The sequence below is a fragment of the Variovorax sp. UMC13 genome (assembly GCF_014170375.1).
Classification (GTDB): Bacteria; Pseudomonadota; Gammaproteobacteria; order Burkholderiales; family Burkholderiaceae_C; genus Variovorax.
The window spans coordinates 155,306-173,778 of record NZ_LZZW01000025.1 but is presented as its reverse complement, the minus strand read 5'-3'; the positions used below and the strand labels follow the sequence as shown (position 1 = coordinate 173,778).

Below are 18,473 nucleotides of genomic sequence, written 5' to 3'. Positions count from 1 at the left end.
GTGTAGCCATGGTGCAGAAGAGTTCGAGGGGCGTTCAGCAGGCCGACGTGTGGGCCGCGGCCGATGCGCTGATCGCGGCGGGCGACCGGCCGACCATCGAGCGCGTGCGGCAGAAGATCGGCAGCGGTTCGCCCAACACGGTCAGCCCGATGCTCGATGCCTGGTACCGCACCCTGCCCGGGCGCCTGGGCGTGGTGGCGCCGGATGGCGCCGTGGGCGCGGCGGGCCATCCCCTGCCGCCGGAGGTCGCCGACGCGGCGCGCCAGCTCTGGGAGCGTGCCTGCCGCGACGCCAGTGCGCTGTCCAGCCAGGCCAACGAGGCGCAGCGCAACGCGCTGGACCGCCGAGAGGAGGCCCTCACGACGGCCGAAGCCGAGTTCCAGCGCGGCGAGCAGGTGTTTGCATCGACCAAGGCTTCGCTCGAGGAATCGGTCCTGCGCGGCAACGACACCATCGTCGGCCTACAGCGCCAACTCGATGCCGCGCAGCAGCGCCAGGCCGCCATGGAAGCCCAGGCCGAGCAGCTGCGCGAGGCACTTGCCGTTTCCCAGCACCGACAGGAGGCGCTGCGCGCGGAACACGCGGCCGCCCTGGCGCAGAAGGACGACACGATGGCGCAAACGCAGCAACGCCACGACGCGGCCGAGCGCCGCGCGCTGCTCGAGATCGACCGGGCGCGGGAGGAAGCGCGCCAGGCCCTCGCCCGCGCCGCGCGCGATGCAGTGCGGGCCACGGAAGCGCAGGCAAAGCTCGGGCTGGCGCGCGACCAGGCCATCGAGGCGCTGCGTGCCCAGGAACAGGCGGCCGCCACGGCGCAGCAGCAGGCGGCCGCGCTGGGCACGGCCCACGACGCGCTGCAGGCCCGGCTCGCCGACGCCGAAGCACGCGGCAAGGCCTTGCAGGCGTCGCTGGCGGCTGAATCCACGGCCCATGTCGCCACCCGGGCGCTGCTGACGCAGGCGATGGCACTGGTGGCGTCCGCCAATGCCTCGCCCAGCGCCGTCAAGGGAAAAGCACCGAGAAAAGCCAAGCCCCGGCCAGCGGCGCCGGGCGGCTGAAGCGCGCTCGATGCTCGGTGGGGTGCGTCATCTTTGGCGCGCCGATGGTCAGTCTTCCTGCAGCCGCCTGCCGCTGCAACGCACTCGCTCCCCTGCCCCGCGCGGCTGCTCGGCCGAGGGTCCAGGCTTTTCGTGTTGTTCAAATGAATACTTAGGTGTACAACTTGAGCGCGTCTTAGGAACACGAATGAACACCCAGGAGAAGTCGGACACGTCATTGGCGTTCTGCATGCATTGCGCCACGCAATTGATGCCCAGCGCACGGGTGTGCCCCCGCTGTGGTGAGGATCCTTTCGTCGATACGGCTGCGGCCGATCCCGATGCCTCCTGGTTCGACGAAGCATCGGTGAAGGCGCCCAACGACCATGTGCTCGAGGCCATGATGGCCATTGCCGCGGCCCGGCCCAAAGTCGTGCCTTTGGCGACTGGCGCCTTCCTGCAGCCCGGTCCGCCGGCCCTGGTCCGGGAGCCATCGGTCGCGGTGCTGCCGCAGCAGGCCTCGGCCCTGGCCCACGCGAGCCCCCTGCGGACGCCGTCTTGGCGGGTTGTGCTGGGTGCGGGGGCGGCCGTCTCGGCCTTGGCTGCGTTGACGGCGGTGCTGTGGAACGCGAACAGTATTTCCCCGCCGCAGCGCGCCGAGCGCGCAACCGGCGTGGTGGGCGCTTCGGCCGTGGTGTCGCCGACCGCCGAGGCGGCCCGGAGCGATCGCGACGTCTCCCCGGCAGCGGGCGCGGAACCGCCACCGCCGTCCGCGCCCGCGCAAGCAAGCCCGTCGGCGCGGCCCGATGAGGATGCGCGAACGATCGCCGCCGCGCTGGGTCTGGGCGCGCGCCCCGAGCCGCCCGCCCCGGCGCCGGCGCCGCGTGTCGTCCTGCCCGTCACCCCGGCAGCCGATGCTGCGGGCAGCACGCCAACACCGAAGCGATGCGGCGAGGCGCTGGCGGCGCTGGCGCTGTGCCGCGAGCCATGAGGCATCCGCCATCGGCAGGCCCGCGAAGGCCTGGCGATCGTTCCGTTCAGCCCACCACAAAAAGAGGCGATCCATGGCAATGAAATCCATCGCGGCAGGACTGATCTTCATGGCCTGCATGAGTGCGGCGCTGGCTGCGCCGCCGGCGAAGTACAAGATCGTCACCGCATCGAAGACCGGCACCTACATCGAGATCGGGCGCGACCTGGCCACCTGGGTCGCCGAGCCGGCCGGGCTGGAACTGGAGGTGCTCGAATCCAAGGGTTCGGCCGAGAACGTGCAGCGCATGCGCTTCGAACCCGGCGTCAAGCTGGCGCTGGTGCAGTCGGACGTTTACCAGGCCTTCCTGGACGAAGCCCGGGCCGGCAATGCCGAGGCCGGCAACCTGATCCAGCCGCTGCGCCTGGTCATGCCGCTCTACGACGAGGAGATCTACTTCGTCGTGCGCGCCGATTCACCGCTCGAAGCCATCCACCAGATCAAGGACCAGCGGATCGGCGTTGGCCCGCTGGGCAGCGGCACGGCGCTGACGGCGCGGACCCTCTACCAGCTGATGTTCGAGGCGCCCATGCCGACCGCCAACCGGCAGTACCTGAGCAACGAGGAGGCGCTGGCCAAGCTCACCGTGGACAAATCCATCGACGTCGCGATCATCGTCGCCGGGCAGCCGGCCAAGCTGTTCTCGGAGATGAAGCCCGAGGCGCGCAAGTACATCAAGCTGCTCAAGTTCGACGAGGCGGCGCCTGAATCGGCGCGTGCCCGCAAGACCTACTTCCCGTCCGCCATCCGGGCCGAGAACTACGCGAGCTGGCTGAGCACCGACGTGCCCACGCTGACCGTGAAGGCCTACCTGGTGACCTACGACTACGGCATGAAGTCGACGGTGGTGAACCTGGTCAATTTCGCCGATTCGCTGTGCGCCAATTTCGATGTCCTGCAGGCCAAGGGCCATCCGAAGTGGAAGCAGGTGCGCCTGGCACTGCCGGCGCTTGGCCAGGGCTGGCGCTACTTCGGGCCGATGGAGAGACGGCTGCGCGCCTGCATCGCCAGCCGTGCCAACGTGGCCGTGCGTCCCGCGGCGAGGGTCGTGCCGGCGGCGCGCACCTGTACCGAGCAGGAAGTGGTGCTCGGCATCTGCCGGCAATAGCCATGGCAGGCGGCCCGGCCGCGGCTCAGCGCGCGTCGCGGCGCGACAGCAGCAGGTTGCCGCCGGTGGTGTTGAAGGAGATGGTGGGTGCGGTGAAGTCGCTCAGCGGCGCGCCGAGGCCGATCTCGCCACTGCCGTGCAGCACGCATTCGTCGCGGCGCAGCGAGATCTCTCCGCTCACGCCCGCGCTGCCGTGGAACCGGACCCAGGTGCCGTAGGTGCTGACGTCGACCAGCACGCAGCCGCCCTGCCGCGCCTCGATCCGCGCATGCAGCCGGGAGACGCGGGGGTCGTTGACCACGAACTGCGCGTCGTCGACCCGCCCGAGGTGGATCGGCAATTGCGACGCGCTGAACATCGAGCGCACATCCAGCCACGACAGCTCGATCTGCCCGAAGGTGGAATCCTGCACCCGGCCGCTGAGCGCCAGCGCGGCGGGCATGGTGAGAAATTCCGAATGCTCTTCCTGCCAGTCGATGCGGTGCACGATCGGCATTTCATTCTTGCCGCGGATGTTGATCGGGCCCAGGCTGCGATGCCGGACTTCGCCTTCGCGCAATTGGGTGATCACCGACGCGGTGGCCCAGATCTGGCCCGGCCCCGCCAGATCGCTGAGCCGCGAGGCGAGGTTGACCGCGTCGCCATAGCAGTCGCCGTCGACCTCCAGCACTTCGCCGTTGGCGACGCCGATCTGCAGGTCCATGCGCAATTGGATGGGCCAGGCCTGCAGGCGTTTCTGATGGTTGCGCTGGAGTTCGAGCACCGCGGCCGTGGCCGCGTCGGCGGCGGAAAAGATGGCCAGCACGCCATCGCCCAACATCTTCACCACCCGCCCGCTGTGGGCCTCGCAGACGCCCGCGATCCATTGGGTCAGGCGCGTCACCGTGTCGGTGGCGCGCTCATTCCCCATCGCTTCGAAGACCCGGGTGCTCCCTGTCAAGTCCGCAAAGATGACTGTCGAATTGGCGCCCATGTTGTGCAGTTTTTGGTAGCAATTGCCGTCCGATTATGGCAAAGCCATCGCGTGACGTGAGTGAGACGTACAAACTTTCGCTTGCACCAGGTTTTGAACGATTGATTAACAGTTGTGACCTCGTGCACCGCTGCAGTCCCGCTTGTCTTTGCGCTCAAGTCGCCCTAATTTTGTAGGCCATTCGAATTCATTTTTTCGCCTTGCCACCGGGCGACTGTGACGAATGTTGTTTTAAACCATATCCAATGGTTTCTTGTCTTGTGAGGCGCCAGCGCCACATTTAAGGTAGCGCTGTCGAAACGCCTTCTTGTTCCATGCCCGCTGGACTCTTCACTCGCTTTTTTTCGCTTGCCGGATGGACTTTGCGCGGATCGCCGGAGCGCCAATTGCGGCGCATCCGGTCGGCCATGCTGGTCCTTCTGGACGCCAGCGCCGGGCCGGGCGCCCAGCGCATCGCCCAGCGCGTGCGCTTTGCGAGCGACCTGGAGACGCTCTGGTACCTGCGCCAGGACGTGCTGGTGGCGGTATCGGCGATCGAAGGGGAAGCAGCTGCGCAGCAGCGCATGCAGCAGATCAACCGCCTCTTCCGGCATGGCTTGCCGCAAACCATGGGGCCACGCGTCCACCATCGCTTCACGGCCTGACGCCGGTTCTGTCCGGCCCGGCGCCGGGCCTTCGCTTCAGTGGTGATGGCCGTGCCGATGGCCCCAGACCATGAACAGCTCGCGTCCTTCGGCGGCCATCTCGATCTTCGCGCCCACCGGCAGCAGCACCTTGGTCGGCACATGGCCGAAAGGCAGCCCGGTCAGCACCGGCACCTTGAGCAGCGTGCGCAGCCGGTCGACCACAGTGTGGAGCCCGAAGCCGCGGTCGTGCGGCACCTTCTTGAAGGAGGTGAACTGGCCCAGCACCACCGCGCGCTGCTTCGCCAGCACGCCCGCATGACGCAGCTGGTCGAGCATGCGCTCGAGCCGGTAGGGATGCTCATGCACGTCTTCGAGGAACAGCACGCCCTTGTCGATGGCCGGGAAGTACGGCGTGCCGAGCAGGCCGACCAGCACCGACAGATTGCCGCCCCAGAGCACCGCATCCTTCAGCGGGCGCAGCGCCGTGCTCGCGTCGATGTCGCGCGCGGGAATGCGCCATCCCGTGCCCTCGCCGTGCCCGCACACCAGGTCGTCGAAGCAGGCTTCCATGATGTCGTCGGGGCCGTCCTCGGCGCCGAAGTCCTCGCCCAGCGCCGGGCCGGCCCAGGTCACCGCGCCGGTCTTGGCGAGCAGCGCGCTCTGGAAGGCGGTGAAGTCGCTGAGCCCGACGAACTCGGTGCCGTGGTGGATGGCCTTGGCCACGGCCTTGTACGGGATGGCATCGAGGATGCGCGTGAGGCCGTAGCCGCCACGCGCGATCAACGCCAGATCGGCGCCGCTGGCGGCGGCGCGCGTGATGGCGGCCAGCCGCGTGGCGTCGTCGCCGGCGAAGCGCTGGTGGCTGCTCAGCGCGGCCTCGTCGATCTCGACCGCGTGACCGAGCGCCTGCAGGCGCTTCACGCCACGGCGGAAAGCGGCCTTGTCACGGACCGCGCTGGAGGGCGAATAGATGTAGATATGTTTGCTCACGGCGCGAAGTATCCCATTGCGGTTGCGACCCATGCCGCGGCCTGCGCCGGCGACGGGCCCGCGGCATCGCCGGCACCACGGCCCCAGGCGCGCAGCGCGGCCTCGTAGCCGCGGTCCGGAAACGGTGCCTGCCAGGCGGCGCGCAGTGCGCGGTCCTGGCTTTCGGGCACCGGCAGCACCCCGACGAAGCGCTGCGGCGCGGCCGCGTGCAACAGCGCCGTGAGCGCGTGCGAGCCTTCCGCGGGTGCCAGCAGCACCGGGCCGGGCTGCAGCCGGTCCAGCCAGGCCAGCAGCAGGTCGCGGTGCCAGTCCAGCGCATGCACGGCCTCGCGCTTGGGCTTGTCGCTGCGGCCGAAGCCGATCAGGTCGGGCACCAGCCAGCGCGGGCCCGCGAGGCGGGTCAGATGGCGGAACTGGTGGCTCCAGCGGCCCGGGCCGTGCAGGCACAGCACGGTGGCTGCGGCATCGCGCGGGCCTTCATCGAGGTAGTGCAGGCGCCAGCCGCGCTGGTCCGGCAGATCGGCGATGTAGTGCGACGCGAAACGCTCGGCATCGAGGCCGGCGAAGCGTGCGTCCGGCGTGCGCAGCGCATCGTCGCGCAGCGGCTGCGCGGTGACGCGCGCCAGCGTGCGCCGCTGCTGGAAGAAGTCCTGCAGCACGGCCGCGCATTCGGCCGCCAGCACGCCCCCTTCGACCTGCGTGCGGTGGTTGAGATGGGGCTGCGCGAACAGGTCGAGCACCGAGCCGGCCGCGCCGGTCTTGGGGTCGGTCGCGCCGTAGACCACGCGCGCGAGCCGGGCGTGCAGCATCGCACCGGCACACATCGCACAGGGCTCGAGCGTGACGAACAGTTCGCAGCCGTCGAGCCGGTAGTTGCCGAGCGCCTGCGCGCCCGCGCGCAGGGCCGCGATCTCGGCATGCGCGCTGGGGTCGTGCGTGGCGACAGGCGCGTTGCGGCCGCTCGCGATGCACACGCCGTCCTTCACCAGCACCGCGCCGACCGGCACCTCGCCCGCGGCGCCCGCGAGGCGTGCCTCGGCCAGGGCCCGCTGCATCCATTCGAGGTCGTGGCTCATCGGCGCTCAGTTCGCTTCCTCGGGCATGGCCCGGCGCTGCTGCTGCGCGGCGGCGTCCAGGGATTTCTGGATGTCCTGCTGCAGCTGCTGCGTCTGCGTGCGCACCGTGGGCGCGGCCGCGTCGCCCGATGCCGGCGCGGGCAGGCCCGGCACCACGGCCTGCGGCGCGCTCAGTTGCTTCTTCACCAGCAGGCCCGCGATCAGCAGCGCGAGCAGCAGGCCGACCAGACCGAACATCCGCATCTCAGTTCGCCTCCGCGCGGCCCATGGCCGGCTGGGCATTGAAGAACGGTGGCAGGTGCATGGCGTGGGCGTCGTGGGAAGAGCGACGATTGTCCCCGAGTCGCCGATGGCCTGGGCGCGGGCCGGCGAGAATGCCGCATCTTTTTCGATCATGCAGGATTCGCTCTTTCCCGACGCCGACACGCCGCCGCCAGCCGTCCAGGCCGCACCGGCGCCTCCACCCGATGGCGCGGCGGACGCCGCGCCGGTGCGCCGGGCATCGCGCTCGACGACCATCGAGGCGGCACCGGTCGATCCGGTGCTGCAGGCACTGGCCGCGGGCCTGCCGCCCGAGGTGCGGCTGGGCACCTCGACCTGGTCCTACCCCGGCTGGGCCGGCATGGTCTGGGATCGTGCCTACTCCGAGGCGCTGCTGGCCAAGCGGGGCCTGACGGCCTACGCGCAACACCCGCTGCTGCGCAGCGTGTGCGTGGACCGCGCCTTCTACCGGCCCCTGAGCGCGAGCCAGTATGCGCAGCTCGCCGCCATGGTGCCGCCCGACTTCCGCTTCGTGGTCAAGGCACCGGCCCTGGTGACCGATGCGCTGGTGCGCGGCGAGGAAGGCCGGGGGCGCCAGCCCAATCCGGCCTTCCTGAGCCCCGAGCTCGCGCTGCAGGAGTTCGTGCTGCCCGCGCTCGAAGGCCTCGGCGACCGCGTCGGCGCGCTGGTGTTCCAGCTGAGCCCCCTGCCCGTCTCGCTGCTGGCGCAATGGCCGCGGGTGCTGGAGCGACTGTCCGCGATGTTGCATGCCCTGCCCTCGCTGCAGCCCACGGCGCCCGATGGCGTGATCGCGGTCGAGGTGCGCAACCCCGAGCTGCTGACGCCCGCGCTGGTCGAGGTGCTGCGCGGCGGCGGCGCCACCTACTGCCTCGGCCTGCACCCCAAGCTGCCGCCGATCGCGGAGCAGCTGCCGCTGCTGCGCGCGCTGTGGCCGGGGCCGCTGGTGTGCCGCTGGAACGTCAATCCGCTGCATGGCGCCTACGGCTACGAAGAGGCCGAAAAGCTCTACCAGCCCTTCGACCGCATGGTCGACCCCGACATCGACACGCGGACCGCGCTGGCCCGGGTCATCACCGGCACGGCGCGCGCGGGGCAGAAGGTCTACGTCACGATCAGCAACAAGGCCGAGGGCTCGGCGCCGCTGAGCGTGCGGGCCCTGGCCGAGGCACTGCAGCCCGTGGCCTGAGGCCTACCCGCCCGGCTGCGCGGCCCGGTACAGGGCGCGCACCAGGTCCGACTGCGTGATCACGCCGACCAGGCGCTTGTCCGCGTCGATGATCGGGATGTGATGGTGGCCGGCGTCCGAGAACAGCGGCACCAGCTCCGCCACCGGCCGGTGCTCGCTCGCGACCCGCACTTCGCGCGTCATGATCTGGCCCACGGCCTCGGGCTTGTCGCCGTGGGTGCGCATGCTGGGCCGGATCAGCGCGCGCAGGCGCTCGGCAATGCCGTCGTGCCGGTCGAAGTCGGCATGGCGCATGAAGTCGGCCACGGTCACGATCCCCACGATGCGCTGTGCCCGGTCGATCACCGGCAGCGCCTTGATGCGCCGCTCGCGCATCAAGGCCCAGGCTTCGCCCAGCGGCGTGCCGAACTGCACGGTCCAGGGTGTGCGCGACATGATGTCGCGGCACTGGAGCTGGCCGAAATTGCGCTGGTAGGCCGCGGCTTCGGCGTGCTGCAGCAAGGCCTCGAGGTCGTCGCGGCTCACGTCGAGCACCTGGTTGTAGTGGGCCAGTGCGGCATCGAGGTCGGCGGTCGTGAAGCGCGAGGCCGAGGGCGTGGCCGACGGCGCCGGCTGCCGCTGCGCATGCGGATAGCGCTTGCCGGTCAGGCTGTTGTAGAGCACGCCCGCGAACGCCAGCAACAGCGAATCGACCAGCATCGGAAAGACCGCGAAATGAAAGCTGCTTGCGGCCATGGCGGTGAGCAGCGCGGTCGCGCCGCCCGGCGGATGCAGGCAGCGCAGCACGAACATCAGCCCGATGGCCGCCGCCACCGCCACCGCGCCCGCCCAGGCCGGGTCCGGGATCAGCATGGCGCAGGCCGCGCCGACCAGCGCCGACAGCGTGTTGCCGCCGACCACGGCCCAGGGCTGGGCCAGCGGGCTCGCGGGCAGCGCGAACACCAGCACCGCGCTGGCACCGAGCGGCGCAGCCAGCCACGGCACGGCCGTGCCGGCGCCGTTCCACCAGCGGCTGAGCAGCGCGGTGAACAGGATGCCGACGCCGGCACCGGCCAGCGCACGCCAGCGCTCGGGGGCCGAGACCTGCACCGGGGCGGGCCAGAAGCCGAGAAGGAAATCGCGCAGTCTTTGCGCGCGAGCGGGGGCGGAGGAGTTCATCGTGGGCACGGATCGGTGATGGCGATGATGTCAGAACGCGAGCCGCCCGGTCCGCGCGCGGCGCACCCATGAAAAAAGGGCCCGAAGGCCCTTTTCTCTTTCCAGCGGAGCGAAGCGCTCAGCGGACCACGGCGATCTGCGTGCGCACGCCACCCTTGTAGGTGAAGAGCGTCAGGGCGCCGTTCTTGATGTCGCCCTTCTCGTCGAAGGTGATCGGGCCGGTCAGGCCCTTGTAGTCGACCTTGCCGACTTCCGGCAGGTACTTCTCGGGCTCGGCGGAGCCGGCCTTGACCATCGCGGCGGCCAGCACCTGCACGGCGTCATACACGTAGGGTGCGTAGATCTGGACTTCGACGCCGTTCTTTTCCTTGAACTTGGTCTTCCAGGCATCCAGCGGGCCCTTGAAGTCGCCGTCGACACCGCCGGCTTCGGCGCACACGACCACTTCCTCGCCGATCGCGTCGCCGGCCAGCTTGGCCAGTTCGGCGGTGCACAGGCCGTCGCCGCCCATGAACTTGACGTTCATGCCCAGCTGCTTGACCTGCTTGAGCATCGGGCCGCCGACGGCGTCCATGCCGCCGAAGAACAGCACGTCGGGCTTGGCACCCTTGAGCTTGGTCAGGATGGCGTTGAAGTCGGTCGACTTGTCGGTGGTGAACTCACGGCCCACGATGGTCGCGCCGGCTGCCTTGGCGGCCTTCTCGAATTCGTCGGCCACGCCCTGGCCGTAGGCCGTGCGGTCGTCGATCACGGCGATGTTCTTGCCCTTGAGCGTCTCGACCGCGTACTTGCCGAGCGTGCCGCCCAGTTGCGTGTCGTCGGCCACCACGCGGAAGGTGGTCTTGAAGCCCTGGCGCGTGTACTTCGGGTTGGTCGCCGACGGCGAGATCTGCGGAATGCCGGCGTCGCTGTACAGCTTGGATGCGGGGATGGTGGTGCCCGAGTTCAGGTGGCCCACCACGCCGTTGACCTTGCTGTCGACCAGCTTCTGGGCGACCGCCGTGCCCTGCTTCGGATCGGCGGCATCGTCTTCGGCCAGCAGTTCGAACTTGGCGACCTTGTCGCCGATCTTCACGCCCTTGGCGTTCAGGTCCTCGATCGCCATCTTGGCGCCCAATTCATTGTCCTTGCCGAGGTGAGCGATGGCGCCGCTGGTCGGGGCGACATGGCCGATCTTCACCACCATTGTCTCGGCGGGAGGTGCTGCTGCAGGCGCGGCGGCCGTGGGGGCTGGCGCTGCAGCGGGTGCCGCAGCCTCCTCCTTCTTACCGCAAGCCACCAACGTGAGAGCAGCCAGTGCGACCGCAGTCCATTTCAATTGCATGGGAACCTCCAGAACAGGATGAATAGAGTAATAAAAAACGGCCTTCTGACCGGATACCCCTGCAGAGCAAATTCCGCGCCGGACCGTGTCTTCCAGCGCCCTCGCGCCGTCGAACCGGGCGCAGTTTAGCCCAAGGATGAGGCGTCTTTGGGTGGGTTCGACCCGAGTGTTTCACCCAGTTCCTCGGCCAGGGATTCGACCACCAGCGTGCGCAAAACGGCCTCGATTTCAGTGCGCAGGCGCGGCACCATGGCGTCGAGTTGCACCTGCACCGCGGCCGACACCACGTCGCTGAGCCGCTCCTCGAGCGCACCGTCGATGCGCTGCAGGACGCGGTGCATCAACTGCTCCTCCAGCGCGAAGCTCTCCAGCTCGGACAGGCGCGCGGCCGGGCCGAGCGCGACCGCTTCGCGCGGGTCGTCGGCCACCGCTGGCGGCGCCGGCGCGGGCACTTCGAGCACCGTGGTGAGCGTGGGCACGAAGCGCGGTGGAATGCGCGGCGAATTCATCGCGTGGCGCTCCCCTGGAACTGATGGCGGGTGATGGCGTAGCCGCGGTCCGCATAGTGGCGCCAGCGCAGGCGCGCGGAGAGTCGATCGTCCTCGTCGTCGGTCACGATGTCGATCAGGCGCTCGAAGCGCTCGAAGCCGGCCGGGATCTCCGAGGCCAGGTTCAGCAGCACCTGCTGGTGCGGCAATGCACCAGCATCGCCGTCCATGAGCACCACCGGGGAGCGTGACAGCACCGCGGGCTCGGCGCTGGCGCGGCAATGCGCCACAAAGTCCACCGCCGAGAGCTGCCACAGGGCCGCATCGATGGCCTCGATCACGGCCGGCGGCGCCACCACCACCACCCGCGCGCCGCGCGCCCCGACGGCCTTGCGCAGCAGCCGACAGGCGTAGTGGACCTTGTCGGGCGTGTTGAAGTGGAAGTCGATCTCGGTCACGTGGTGGCGCGTGCCTTGCGCGCGGCCTTGCGCGGCGCCGCTTCGGCCGGCGCACCGGCGCTGGCCGCGCGGGCGAGCAGGTAGCTGACCAGCAGGCCGACCGGGCGACCGGTTGATCCCTTGGCCGCGCCACTCTTCCAGGCCGTGCCGGCGATGTCGAGGTGGGCCCAGGGGAAGGCGCTGGTGAAGCGCTGCAGGAACTTGGCCGCCGTGATCGCGCCGCCCGCGCGGCCGGCGATGTTGGCGACGTCGGCGAAGTTGCTCTTCAGGCCTTCGCCGTACTCGTCGTCGAGCGGCAGGCGCCAGCACGGGTCCTGCGATTGCTCGCCGGCCGCCGAGAGCGCCGCGGCCAGCGAGTCGTCGGAAGAGAACAGGCCGCTGCGCACGCCGCCCAGCGCGATCACGCAGGCGCCGGTCAGCGTGGCGATGTCGATCACCGCCGCGGGCGCGAAGCGCTCGGCATAGCTCAGCGCGTCGCACAGGATCAGCCGGCCTTCGGCATCGGTGTTGAGCACCTCGATGGTCTGGCCGCTCAGGCTGGTCACGACGTCGCCGGGCTTGAGCGCCTTGCCGTCGTTCATGTTCTCGCAGGAAGGGATCAGGCCGACCACGTTGATCTCGGGCTTGAGCTCGGCCAGAGTGCGGAACACGCCCAGCACGCTGGCCGCGCCGCACATGTCGAACTTCATCTCGTCCATCTCGGCCGCGGGCTTGAGCGACACGCCGCCGGTGTCGAAGGTGATGCCCTTGCCCACCAGCACCACCGGCGCCGCGCTCTTGGCCGCGCCCTGGTAGCGCAGCACGATGAAGCGCAGCGGCTCGGACGAGCCCTGCGCCACGGCGGCGAAGGAGCCCATGCCCAGCTTGGTCACTTCCTTGGGACCGAGCACCTCGCACTGGATGCGCGGCAGCCGGCCCAGTTCCTGCGCGGCGCCCGCCAGCAAGGTCGGGGTGCTGTGGTTGCCCGGGCGATTGCCCCATTCCTTGGCCAGCTCGATGCCGGCCACGGTGGCGCTGGCCTCGGCAAAGGCGGACGACAGGGCCTTCGCATCGGGCACGCCGAGCACCAGCTGGCGGATGCTGCGCGCGTCGGCCTTGGGCTTGGTGGTGGTGTAGACGTAGCTGGCGTCGGCGGCCGCGAGCACGGCCGCGCGGACCGCGGACGCCGTGGCCTCTTGGGCGAAGACGATGGTCAGGCGCTTGGGCGCCTGGACCTTGGCGGCCTGCACGGCGGCAACGACGGCGGTGCGCACGGCGTTCGCGCTGCCGTCGCCGGTCGATGCCAGCAGCACCCGCGGCGAGGTGACGCCGGCCGGCCGGTACAGGGCGAGCAGCTTGCCCGCCTTGGCCGGGAGATCGCCGGCCTTGCGCGCATCCTCCATGAGGGCGGCCAGGGCATCGGACCGGATGGATTTCGACAGGCTCTCGGTGGAACCTGACTCGGCGAAAAGCACGATCAGTGCGTCGGTCTTTTCGTTGGCCGCCTGGGCGGTGCTGAGGGTCTTGAGTTGAAAGTCCATAATCCTTTTCTTTCCCTTGACGATGTTATTCCATTCCTCCCTGCGCAAAGAGCTGTCTCGCAGCTTCGGCGCCACGCTCGTCGTCCTGGTCACCATCGTGATGACCATGATGCTGATCCGCACGCTCGGCCTGGCTTCCAAGGGCAGCGTGAACCCGTCCGACGTGCTGCTCGTGATGGCCTACACGGTGCTCGGCTACATGCCGACCATCCTGAGCCTGAGCCTGTTCGTCTCCATCGTCGGCACGCTGTCGCGCATGTACCGCGACAGCGAGATGGTGATCTGGTTCTCCAGCGGCCGTGGCCTGTTCGACTTCGTCAGCCCGCTGTTCCGCTTCTCGTGGCCGGTGCTGCTGCTGATCGCGGTGCTGGCGCTGGTGGGCTGGCCCTGGGCCAACTCGCAGACCCAGGGCATGCGGGCCCAGTACGAACGCCGCGGCGACCTGGAGCGCATCGCGCCGGGCGAGTTCCGCGAGTCGGCCGGCCGCAACCGCGTGTTCTTCATCGACAAGGACACGCCGGACGGCACCACCGCCAACAACGTGTTCATCTCCTCGATCGAACGCAACCTGCAGATCATCACCTCGGCGCGCAGCGGTCGCATCGACGACGTGGGCGAGGCGCGCTACCTGCTGCTGTCCAACGGCCAGCGCCTGGAGCGCTCGCTCGACGAGAAGCGCCTGAAGATCAGCGAGTTCGAGACCTACGGCGCCAAGGTCGGCGACAACGTCTCCTCGTCGGCCGACGCGGCGCCGGTGCGGGCGCGCAGCACCCGGACCCTGCTGATGGAACGCACGCCCGTCGCCCTCGGTGAACTGGCCTGGCGCATCGGCCTGCTGTTCGCCGGCTTCAATTTCGTGCTGCTGGCGCTCACGCTGTCCAACGTGAACCCGCGCGCCGGCCGCAGCGGCAACCTGCTGCTCGCGCTGTTCGCCTTCGTGGTCTATTTCAACCTGCTGAACCTCGGGCAGAGCTGGATCGGCTCCGGGCGCATCGGCATCGGCACCTTCATGCTGCTGGTGCACGGCGGCATCCTGGTGGCCACCTGCCTCTGGCTCGCCAAACGCAACAACAACTGGGGGCTGCGGCGCCGTGCCGCGGCGCCCTCACCTTCGGTACCGCGCGCGTGAAGACCATCCGTCGACTGATCTACAGCGAGGTGCTCAAGTCCGTGGGTTTCGTGACCCTCGGCTTCCTCGCCCTCTTCTTCTTCTTCGACTTCGTCGACGAACTGGGCGACATCGGCCGCCCCGACAGCCTGGGCTACGGCACGCCGCAGGCGCTGGCCTATGTGACGCTGCTGATCCCCAGCCACCTCTACGAACTGCTGCCGATCACGGTGCTGATCGGCACCATCTTCGTGATGTCGCGCCTGGCCCAGAGCTCCGAGTACACCATCCTGCGCACCAGCGGCCTGGGGCCCTGGCGCGCGCTGCGTTCGCTGCTGGTGCTGGGCGCGGGCTTCGTGGCCCTCACCTTCGCCGTCGGCGACTACATGGCGCCCCTGGCCGACCGGACCGCCCAGACGCTCAAGGCCAGCTTCCGGGGCGACATCCTGGCGACCGGCGGCGCCACCGGTGCGTGGCTCAAGGAGCGGCAGGGCACCATGTCCTATGCGGTCAACGTGTCGGCCATGAACCGCGATGGGTCGCTGACCTCGCCGCGCATCTTCGAGTTCGACGACAAGGGCTTCGTGACGACGCAGACGCTGGCGCCGACGGCGCGCATCGTCGACGGCGCCTGGATCCTGGCCAACGCCGAGCACCAGCAGTACGACACCCGCTCGGGCAACACCGCCCGCGTGGTGACCGACCAGGTGGCCGAGTACCGCTGGCCGACCTCGCTGACCAGCGAGATGGTGTCGGTGGCGCTGCTCAAGCCCGAGCGCATGCGCACGCTCGACCTGTTCGAGTACATCAACCACCTTGAGGCCAACGGCCAGACCGCGCAGCGTTACGAGATCCAGTTCTGGCGCAAGGTGTTCTACCCGCTGTCCTGCCTGGTGATGGTGGTGCTGGCCCTGCCCTTCGCCTACCTGCATTTCCGCCAGAGCGGCATCACCAGCTATGTGTTCGGCGGCGTGCTGATCGGCATCAGCTTTTTCCTGCTCAACAACGTCTTCGGCTACATCGGCAACCTGAGCAACTGGATGCCCTGGCTCACGGCGGCCGCGCCGGGACTGATCTACACCCTGCTCTCGCTGGCCGCCTTCGGCTGGCTGGTGCTCAGGCGCTAGCGTGGCCGACGCCGCCGCAAAGTCCGCCGTGGTGCTGTTCGCGCACGGCTCGCGCGACGCGCGCTGGCGCGAACCGGTCGAGGCCGTGGCGCGGCGCATGAACGAGCTGCAGCCGGGCGTGCCGGTGGCCTGCGCCTACCTCGAACTGGTCGAGCCCGACCTGCCCACGGCCGCCGGCCGGCTGATCGCGGACGGCGCGCGCGCGCTGCGCGTGGTGCCGCTGTTCCTGGGCATGGGCAAGCATGTGCGCGAAGACCTGCCGCAACTGGTGGAGGCCTTGCGGGCGGCGCATCCGGAGGTGGCTTTTTCCTTGGTGCCGGCCGTGGGAGAGACGGCCGAGGTGATCGATCTGCTGGCACAGGTGGCCTTGCGCCACTGATTTTTTGCGCCGATCGATAGACCGATAAGGCATAATGAATAGAACAATAAGACGGAATTTGTTATGAATCTCCACCAATTCAAGTTCGTGCAGGAGGCCGTGCGCCGCAACCTGAACCTGACCGAAGCCGCCAAGGCGCTGCACACCTCGCAGCCGGGCGTGTCCAAGGCCATCATCGAACTCGAGGAAGAACTGGGCGTGGAAATCTTCGCGCGCCACGGCAAGCGGCTCAAGCGCGTGACCGAGCCGGGCCAGCACGTGATCGCGAGCATCGAACTGATCATGCGCGAGGTCGGCAACCTGAAGCGCATCGGCGAGCAGTTCAGCGCCCAGGACAGCGGCACGCTATCGATCGCCACCACCCACACGCAGGCCCGCTATGTGCTGCCGGTGCCGGTGGCCCGGCTGCGCGAGGCCTATCCCAAGGTCAACGTGAGCCTGCACCAGGGCTCGCCCGACCAGGTGGCGCGCATGGTGATCGACGAGATCGCCGAGATCGGCATCGCGACCGAGTCGCTGTCGGACTACGCCGAGCTCGTGACCCTGCCCTGCTACGAATGGCAGCACGTGCTGGTGCTGCCCAAGGACCATCCGCTGGCCGACAAGGAGCGCGTGTCGCTCGAGGACCTGGCGAGCGAGCCGATCATCACCTACCACCCGTCCTTCACCGGCCGCACCCGCATCGACCATGCGTTCGCGCAGAAGAAGCTCACGCCGCGCATCGCGCTGGAAGCCATCGACTCCGACGTGATCAAGACCTACGTGCGCCTCGGGCTGGGCGTGGGCATCGTGGCCGAGATGGCGGTGCGCGACAGCACCAACGACGACCTGGTGGTCAAGCCCATGGGCCACATCTTCGGCCAGAACATCGCGCGCATCGCCTTCAAGCGCAGCGCCTACCTGCGCAACTTCGTGTTCAAGTTCGCCGAGCTGCTGAGCGACCGGCTCGACCGCAACCTGATCGCCAAGGCCCTGAGCGGGCAGCAGCAGGACTACGAGCTTTAAGCTCTCCCCCGAGGGCTTCGCGCACTTCGTGTCGCGCGCGCCTTCCCCCTTCCGAGGGCGACACCGGCGGCCCGGCGAAGCCGGTTCCGCGGTGTCCCACGGACATCGCATCATCGAATCCACGAGCACCATGAGCATCGATCCTTCTTCCGCCCGCACGCCCGCGATTGCCAGCAAGCTGCCCGCCGTCGGCACCACCATCTTCACCGTGATGTCGGCGCTGGCGGCCGAGAAGAACGCGGTCAACCTGGGCCAGGGTTTTCCGGATTTCGGCTGCGATCCCAAGCTGCTCGAGGCGGTGAACGGCGCGATGGCGGCCGGTCACAACCAGTACCCACCGATGCCGGGCATCCCGGCGCTGCGCGAAGCGATGGCGGCCAAGATCGAGGCGCTCTACGGCCGCCGCTACGACGCCGCGAGCGAGATCACGGTCACGGCCGGCGCCACTCAAGCCATCATCACCGCGATCCTGGCCGTGGTGCACCCGGGCGACGAGGTGATCGTGCTCGAGCCCTGCTATGACAGCTACGTGCCCAACATCGAACTGGCCGGCGGCGTGGTGGTGCGGGTGCCGCTCACGCCGGGCACCTTCCGGCCCGACTTCGACAAGATCGGCGCCGCGATCACGCCCAAGACGCGCGCGATCGTCATCAACACGCCGCACAACCCCAGCGCCACGGTCTGGAGCGCCGCCGAGATGCGCGCGCTCGAGGACCTGCTGGCGCCGACCGAGGTGCTGGTGATCAGCGACGAGGTCTACGAGCACATGGTGTTCGACGGCGCGCCGCACGAGAGCGTCGCACGCTACCCCGGCCTGGCCGCGCGCAGCTTCATCGTGGGCAGCTTCGGCAAGACCTACCACGTGACCGGCTGGAAGGTGGGCACCGTGGCCGCGCCGGCCGCGCTCACGGCCGAGTTCCGCAAGGTGCACCAGTTCAACGTGTTCACCGTCAACACGCCGATGCAGCATGCGCTGGCCAGCTACATGGCCGATCCGGCGCCCTACCTGCAACTGCCGGCCTTCTACCAGCGCAAGCGCGACCTGTTCGCCGCCGGCCTGGCCCAGACCCGCTTCAAGCTGCTGCCCAGCGCCGGCACCTACTTCCAGTGCGTGGACATCACCGCCGTGAGCGACCTGGGCGAAGCCGACTTCTGCCAGTGGCTCACGCGCGAGATCGGCGTGGCCGCGATCCCGCTGTCGGCCTTCTACGGCGGCGGTTTCGACCAGCGCGTGGTGCGCTTCTGCTTCGCCAAGAAGGACGAAACCCTGGTGCATGCGCTGGAGCGACTGGCGAAGCTCTGACACGGCGCGTCGGTTTGGCCTGACCGGCACAGGGGCTGCTTTCCCTTTGCCGGCGCCCCGATCGGGGCGACCATGGGGCTTCCATACGAAGCCCTTAGGAGAAGTTCATGTCGACAATACTGCTGGTCATCCTGATTCTGTTGCTCATCGGGGTGCTGCCGACCTGGGGTCACAGCCGCAACTGGGGCTACGGACCGAGCGGCGGCCTGGGCTTGGTGCTGATCGTCGTGATCGTGCTGCTGGTCATGGGCCGCATATGACGCCATGGGCCGCCTCACTCGCGCCGTGAAAAAGC

General features: G+C 69.0%; 20 protein-coding genes. 11 read left to right on the top strand and 9 right to left on the bottom strand.

Features of this window, described 5'->3' with window-relative positions:
* Positions 1-8 precede the first annotated feature (8 nt).
* The 3 genes from A9977_RS21625 (at position 9) to A9977_RS21615 (ending at position 3,175) form a co-directional block, all read left to right on the top strand.
* Positions 9-1,058 carry a DNA-binding protein gene (locus A9977_RS21625; protein ID WP_183026944.1) on the top strand — a complete coding sequence of 350 codons (1,050 nt, stop codon included), beginning with the start codon at positions 9-11 and terminating at the stop codon, positions 1,056-1,058.
* A gap of 187 nt (positions 1,059-1,245) precedes the next feature.
* Positions 1,246-2,028 carry a zinc ribbon domain-containing protein gene (locus A9977_RS21620; protein WP_183026943.1) on the top strand — a complete coding sequence of 261 codons (783 nt, stop codon included), beginning with the start codon at positions 1,246-1,248 and terminating at the stop codon, positions 2,026-2,028.
* 73 nt (positions 2,029-2,101) lie between these two features.
* Positions 2,102-3,175 carry a TAXI family TRAP transporter solute-binding subunit gene (locus tag A9977_RS21615; protein ID WP_183026942.1) on the top strand — a complete coding sequence of 358 codons (1,074 nt, stop codon included), beginning with the start codon at positions 2,102-2,104 and terminating at the stop codon, positions 3,173-3,175.
* A 25-nt stretch (positions 3,176-3,200) separates the two neighbouring features.
* On the opposite strand, the gene A9977_RS21610 is transcribed toward A9977_RS21615, so the two are convergent.
* A complete protein-coding gene (locus A9977_RS21610; RefSeq protein WP_183026941.1) occupies positions 3,201-4,148 on the bottom strand; it encodes an adenylate/guanylate cyclase domain-containing protein in 948 nt (315 codons plus the stop codon).
* Between the two features lie 314 nt (positions 4,149-4,462).
* Between A9977_RS21610 and A9977_RS21605 the strand changes: the two genes are divergently transcribed.
* Positions 4,463-4,792, top strand: a complete 330-nt coding sequence (locus A9977_RS21605; RefSeq protein ID WP_183026940.1) for a hypothetical protein — start codon at positions 4,463-4,465, stop codon at positions 4,790-4,792.
* Positions 4,793-4,828: 36 nt separating this feature from the next.
* Here A9977_RS21605 and A9977_RS21600 read toward each other — a convergent pair whose 3' ends face one another.
* The 3 genes from A9977_RS21600 to A9977_RS21590 are packed head-to-tail and all read right to left on the bottom strand — an operon-like array spanning position 4,829 to position 7,083.
* Positions 4,829-5,764, bottom strand: coding sequence for an LD-carboxypeptidase (locus A9977_RS21600; RefSeq protein WP_183026939.1), 936 nt, complete (start codon positions 5,762-5,764; stop codon positions 4,829-4,831).
* Complete coding sequence (tadA, locus tag A9977_RS21595; RefSeq protein ID WP_183026938.1) at positions 5,761-6,840, bottom strand: tRNA adenosine(34) deaminase TadA; 1,080 nt, start codon at positions 6,838-6,840, stop codon at positions 5,761-5,763. The genes A9977_RS21600 and tadA overlap by 4 nt, the downstream gene beginning before the upstream one ends.
* 6 nt (positions 6,841-6,846) lie before the next feature.
* Complete coding sequence (locus A9977_RS21590; RefSeq protein ID WP_183026937.1) at positions 6,847-7,083, bottom strand: hypothetical protein; 237 nt, start codon at positions 7,081-7,083, stop codon at positions 6,847-6,849.
* 151 nt (positions 7,084-7,234) lie between these two features.
* Between A9977_RS21590 and A9977_RS21585 the strand changes: the two genes are divergently transcribed.
* The gene (locus A9977_RS21585; protein ID WP_183026936.1) at positions 7,235-8,308 is read left to right on the top strand and encodes a DUF72 domain-containing protein; all 1,074 of its coding nucleotides are present in this window, start codon (positions 7,235-7,237) and stop codon (positions 8,306-8,308) included.
* Between the two features lie 3 nt (positions 8,309-8,311).
* On the opposite strand, the gene A9977_RS21580 is transcribed toward A9977_RS21585, so the two are convergent.
* The 5 genes from A9977_RS21580 to A9977_RS21560 all read right to left on the bottom strand — a co-directional run bounded on the left by A9977_RS21580 (position 8,312) and on the right by A9977_RS21560 (position 13,256).
* Positions 8,312-9,466, bottom strand: a complete 1,155-nt coding sequence (locus A9977_RS21580) for an HPP family protein (RefSeq protein ID WP_183026935.1) — start codon at positions 9,464-9,466, stop codon at positions 8,312-8,314.
* Positions 9,467-9,584: 118 nt separating this feature from the next.
* Positions 9,585-10,790: a branched-chain amino acid ABC transporter substrate-binding protein gene (locus tag A9977_RS21575; RefSeq protein ID WP_183026934.1), complete on the bottom strand. Its 1,206-nt coding sequence runs from the start codon at positions 10,788-10,790 to the stop codon at positions 9,585-9,587.
* Positions 10,791-10,915: 125 nt separating this feature from the next.
* Positions 10,916-11,299 (bottom strand): hypothetical protein, encoded by a 384-nt coding sequence (locus tag A9977_RS21570; protein ID WP_183026933.1) that lies wholly within the window; start codon positions 11,297-11,299, stop codon positions 10,916-10,918.
* Positions 11,296-11,736 (bottom strand): DNA polymerase III subunit chi, encoded by a 441-nt coding sequence (locus A9977_RS21565; RefSeq protein ID WP_183026932.1) that lies wholly within the window; start codon positions 11,734-11,736, stop codon positions 11,296-11,298. The genes A9977_RS21570 and A9977_RS21565 overlap by 4 nt, the downstream gene beginning before the upstream one ends.
* Positions 11,733-13,256, bottom strand: a complete 1,524-nt coding sequence (locus A9977_RS21560) for a leucyl aminopeptidase (RefSeq protein WP_183026931.1) — start codon at positions 13,254-13,256, stop codon at positions 11,733-11,735. The genes A9977_RS21565 and A9977_RS21560 overlap by 4 nt, the downstream gene beginning before the upstream one ends.
* A gap of 22 nt (positions 13,257-13,278) precedes the next feature.
* Between A9977_RS21560 and lptF the strand changes: the two genes are divergently transcribed.
* The 6 genes from lptF (at position 13,279) to A9977_RS21530 (ending at position 18,438) form a co-directional block, all read left to right on the top strand.
* A complete protein-coding gene (lptF, locus tag A9977_RS21555) occupies positions 13,279-14,385 on the top strand; it encodes an LPS export ABC transporter permease LptF (protein ID WP_183026930.1) in 1,107 nt (368 codons plus the stop codon).
* On the top strand, positions 14,382-15,491 hold the full coding sequence (gene lptG / locus A9977_RS21550; protein ID WP_183026929.1) for an LPS export ABC transporter permease LptG: 1,110 nt from the start codon (positions 14,382-14,384) through the stop codon (positions 15,489-15,491). The genes lptF and lptG overlap by 4 nt, the downstream gene beginning before the upstream one ends.
* Before the next feature lies 1 nt (position 15,492).
* Positions 15,493-15,870, top strand: a complete 378-nt coding sequence (locus A9977_RS21545) for a sirohydrochlorin chelatase (RefSeq protein ID WP_183026928.1) — start codon at positions 15,493-15,495, stop codon at positions 15,868-15,870.
* A gap of 63 nt (positions 15,871-15,933) precedes the next feature.
* Positions 15,934-16,875, top strand: coding sequence for a CysB family HTH-type transcriptional regulator (locus A9977_RS21540; protein ID WP_183026927.1), 942 nt, complete (start codon positions 15,934-15,936; stop codon positions 16,873-16,875).
* A gap of 130 nt (positions 16,876-17,005) precedes the next feature.
* On the top strand, positions 17,006-18,178 hold the full coding sequence (locus A9977_RS21535; RefSeq protein ID WP_183026926.1) for a pyridoxal phosphate-dependent aminotransferase: 1,173 nt from the start codon (positions 17,006-17,008) through the stop codon (positions 18,176-18,178).
* 107 nt (positions 18,179-18,285) lie between these two features.
* Positions 18,286-18,438 carry a DUF3309 family protein gene (locus A9977_RS21530; protein ID WP_183026925.1) on the top strand — a complete coding sequence of 51 codons (153 nt, stop codon included), beginning with the start codon at positions 18,286-18,288 and terminating at the stop codon, positions 18,436-18,438.
* Positions 18,439-18,473 lie beyond the last annotated feature (35 nt).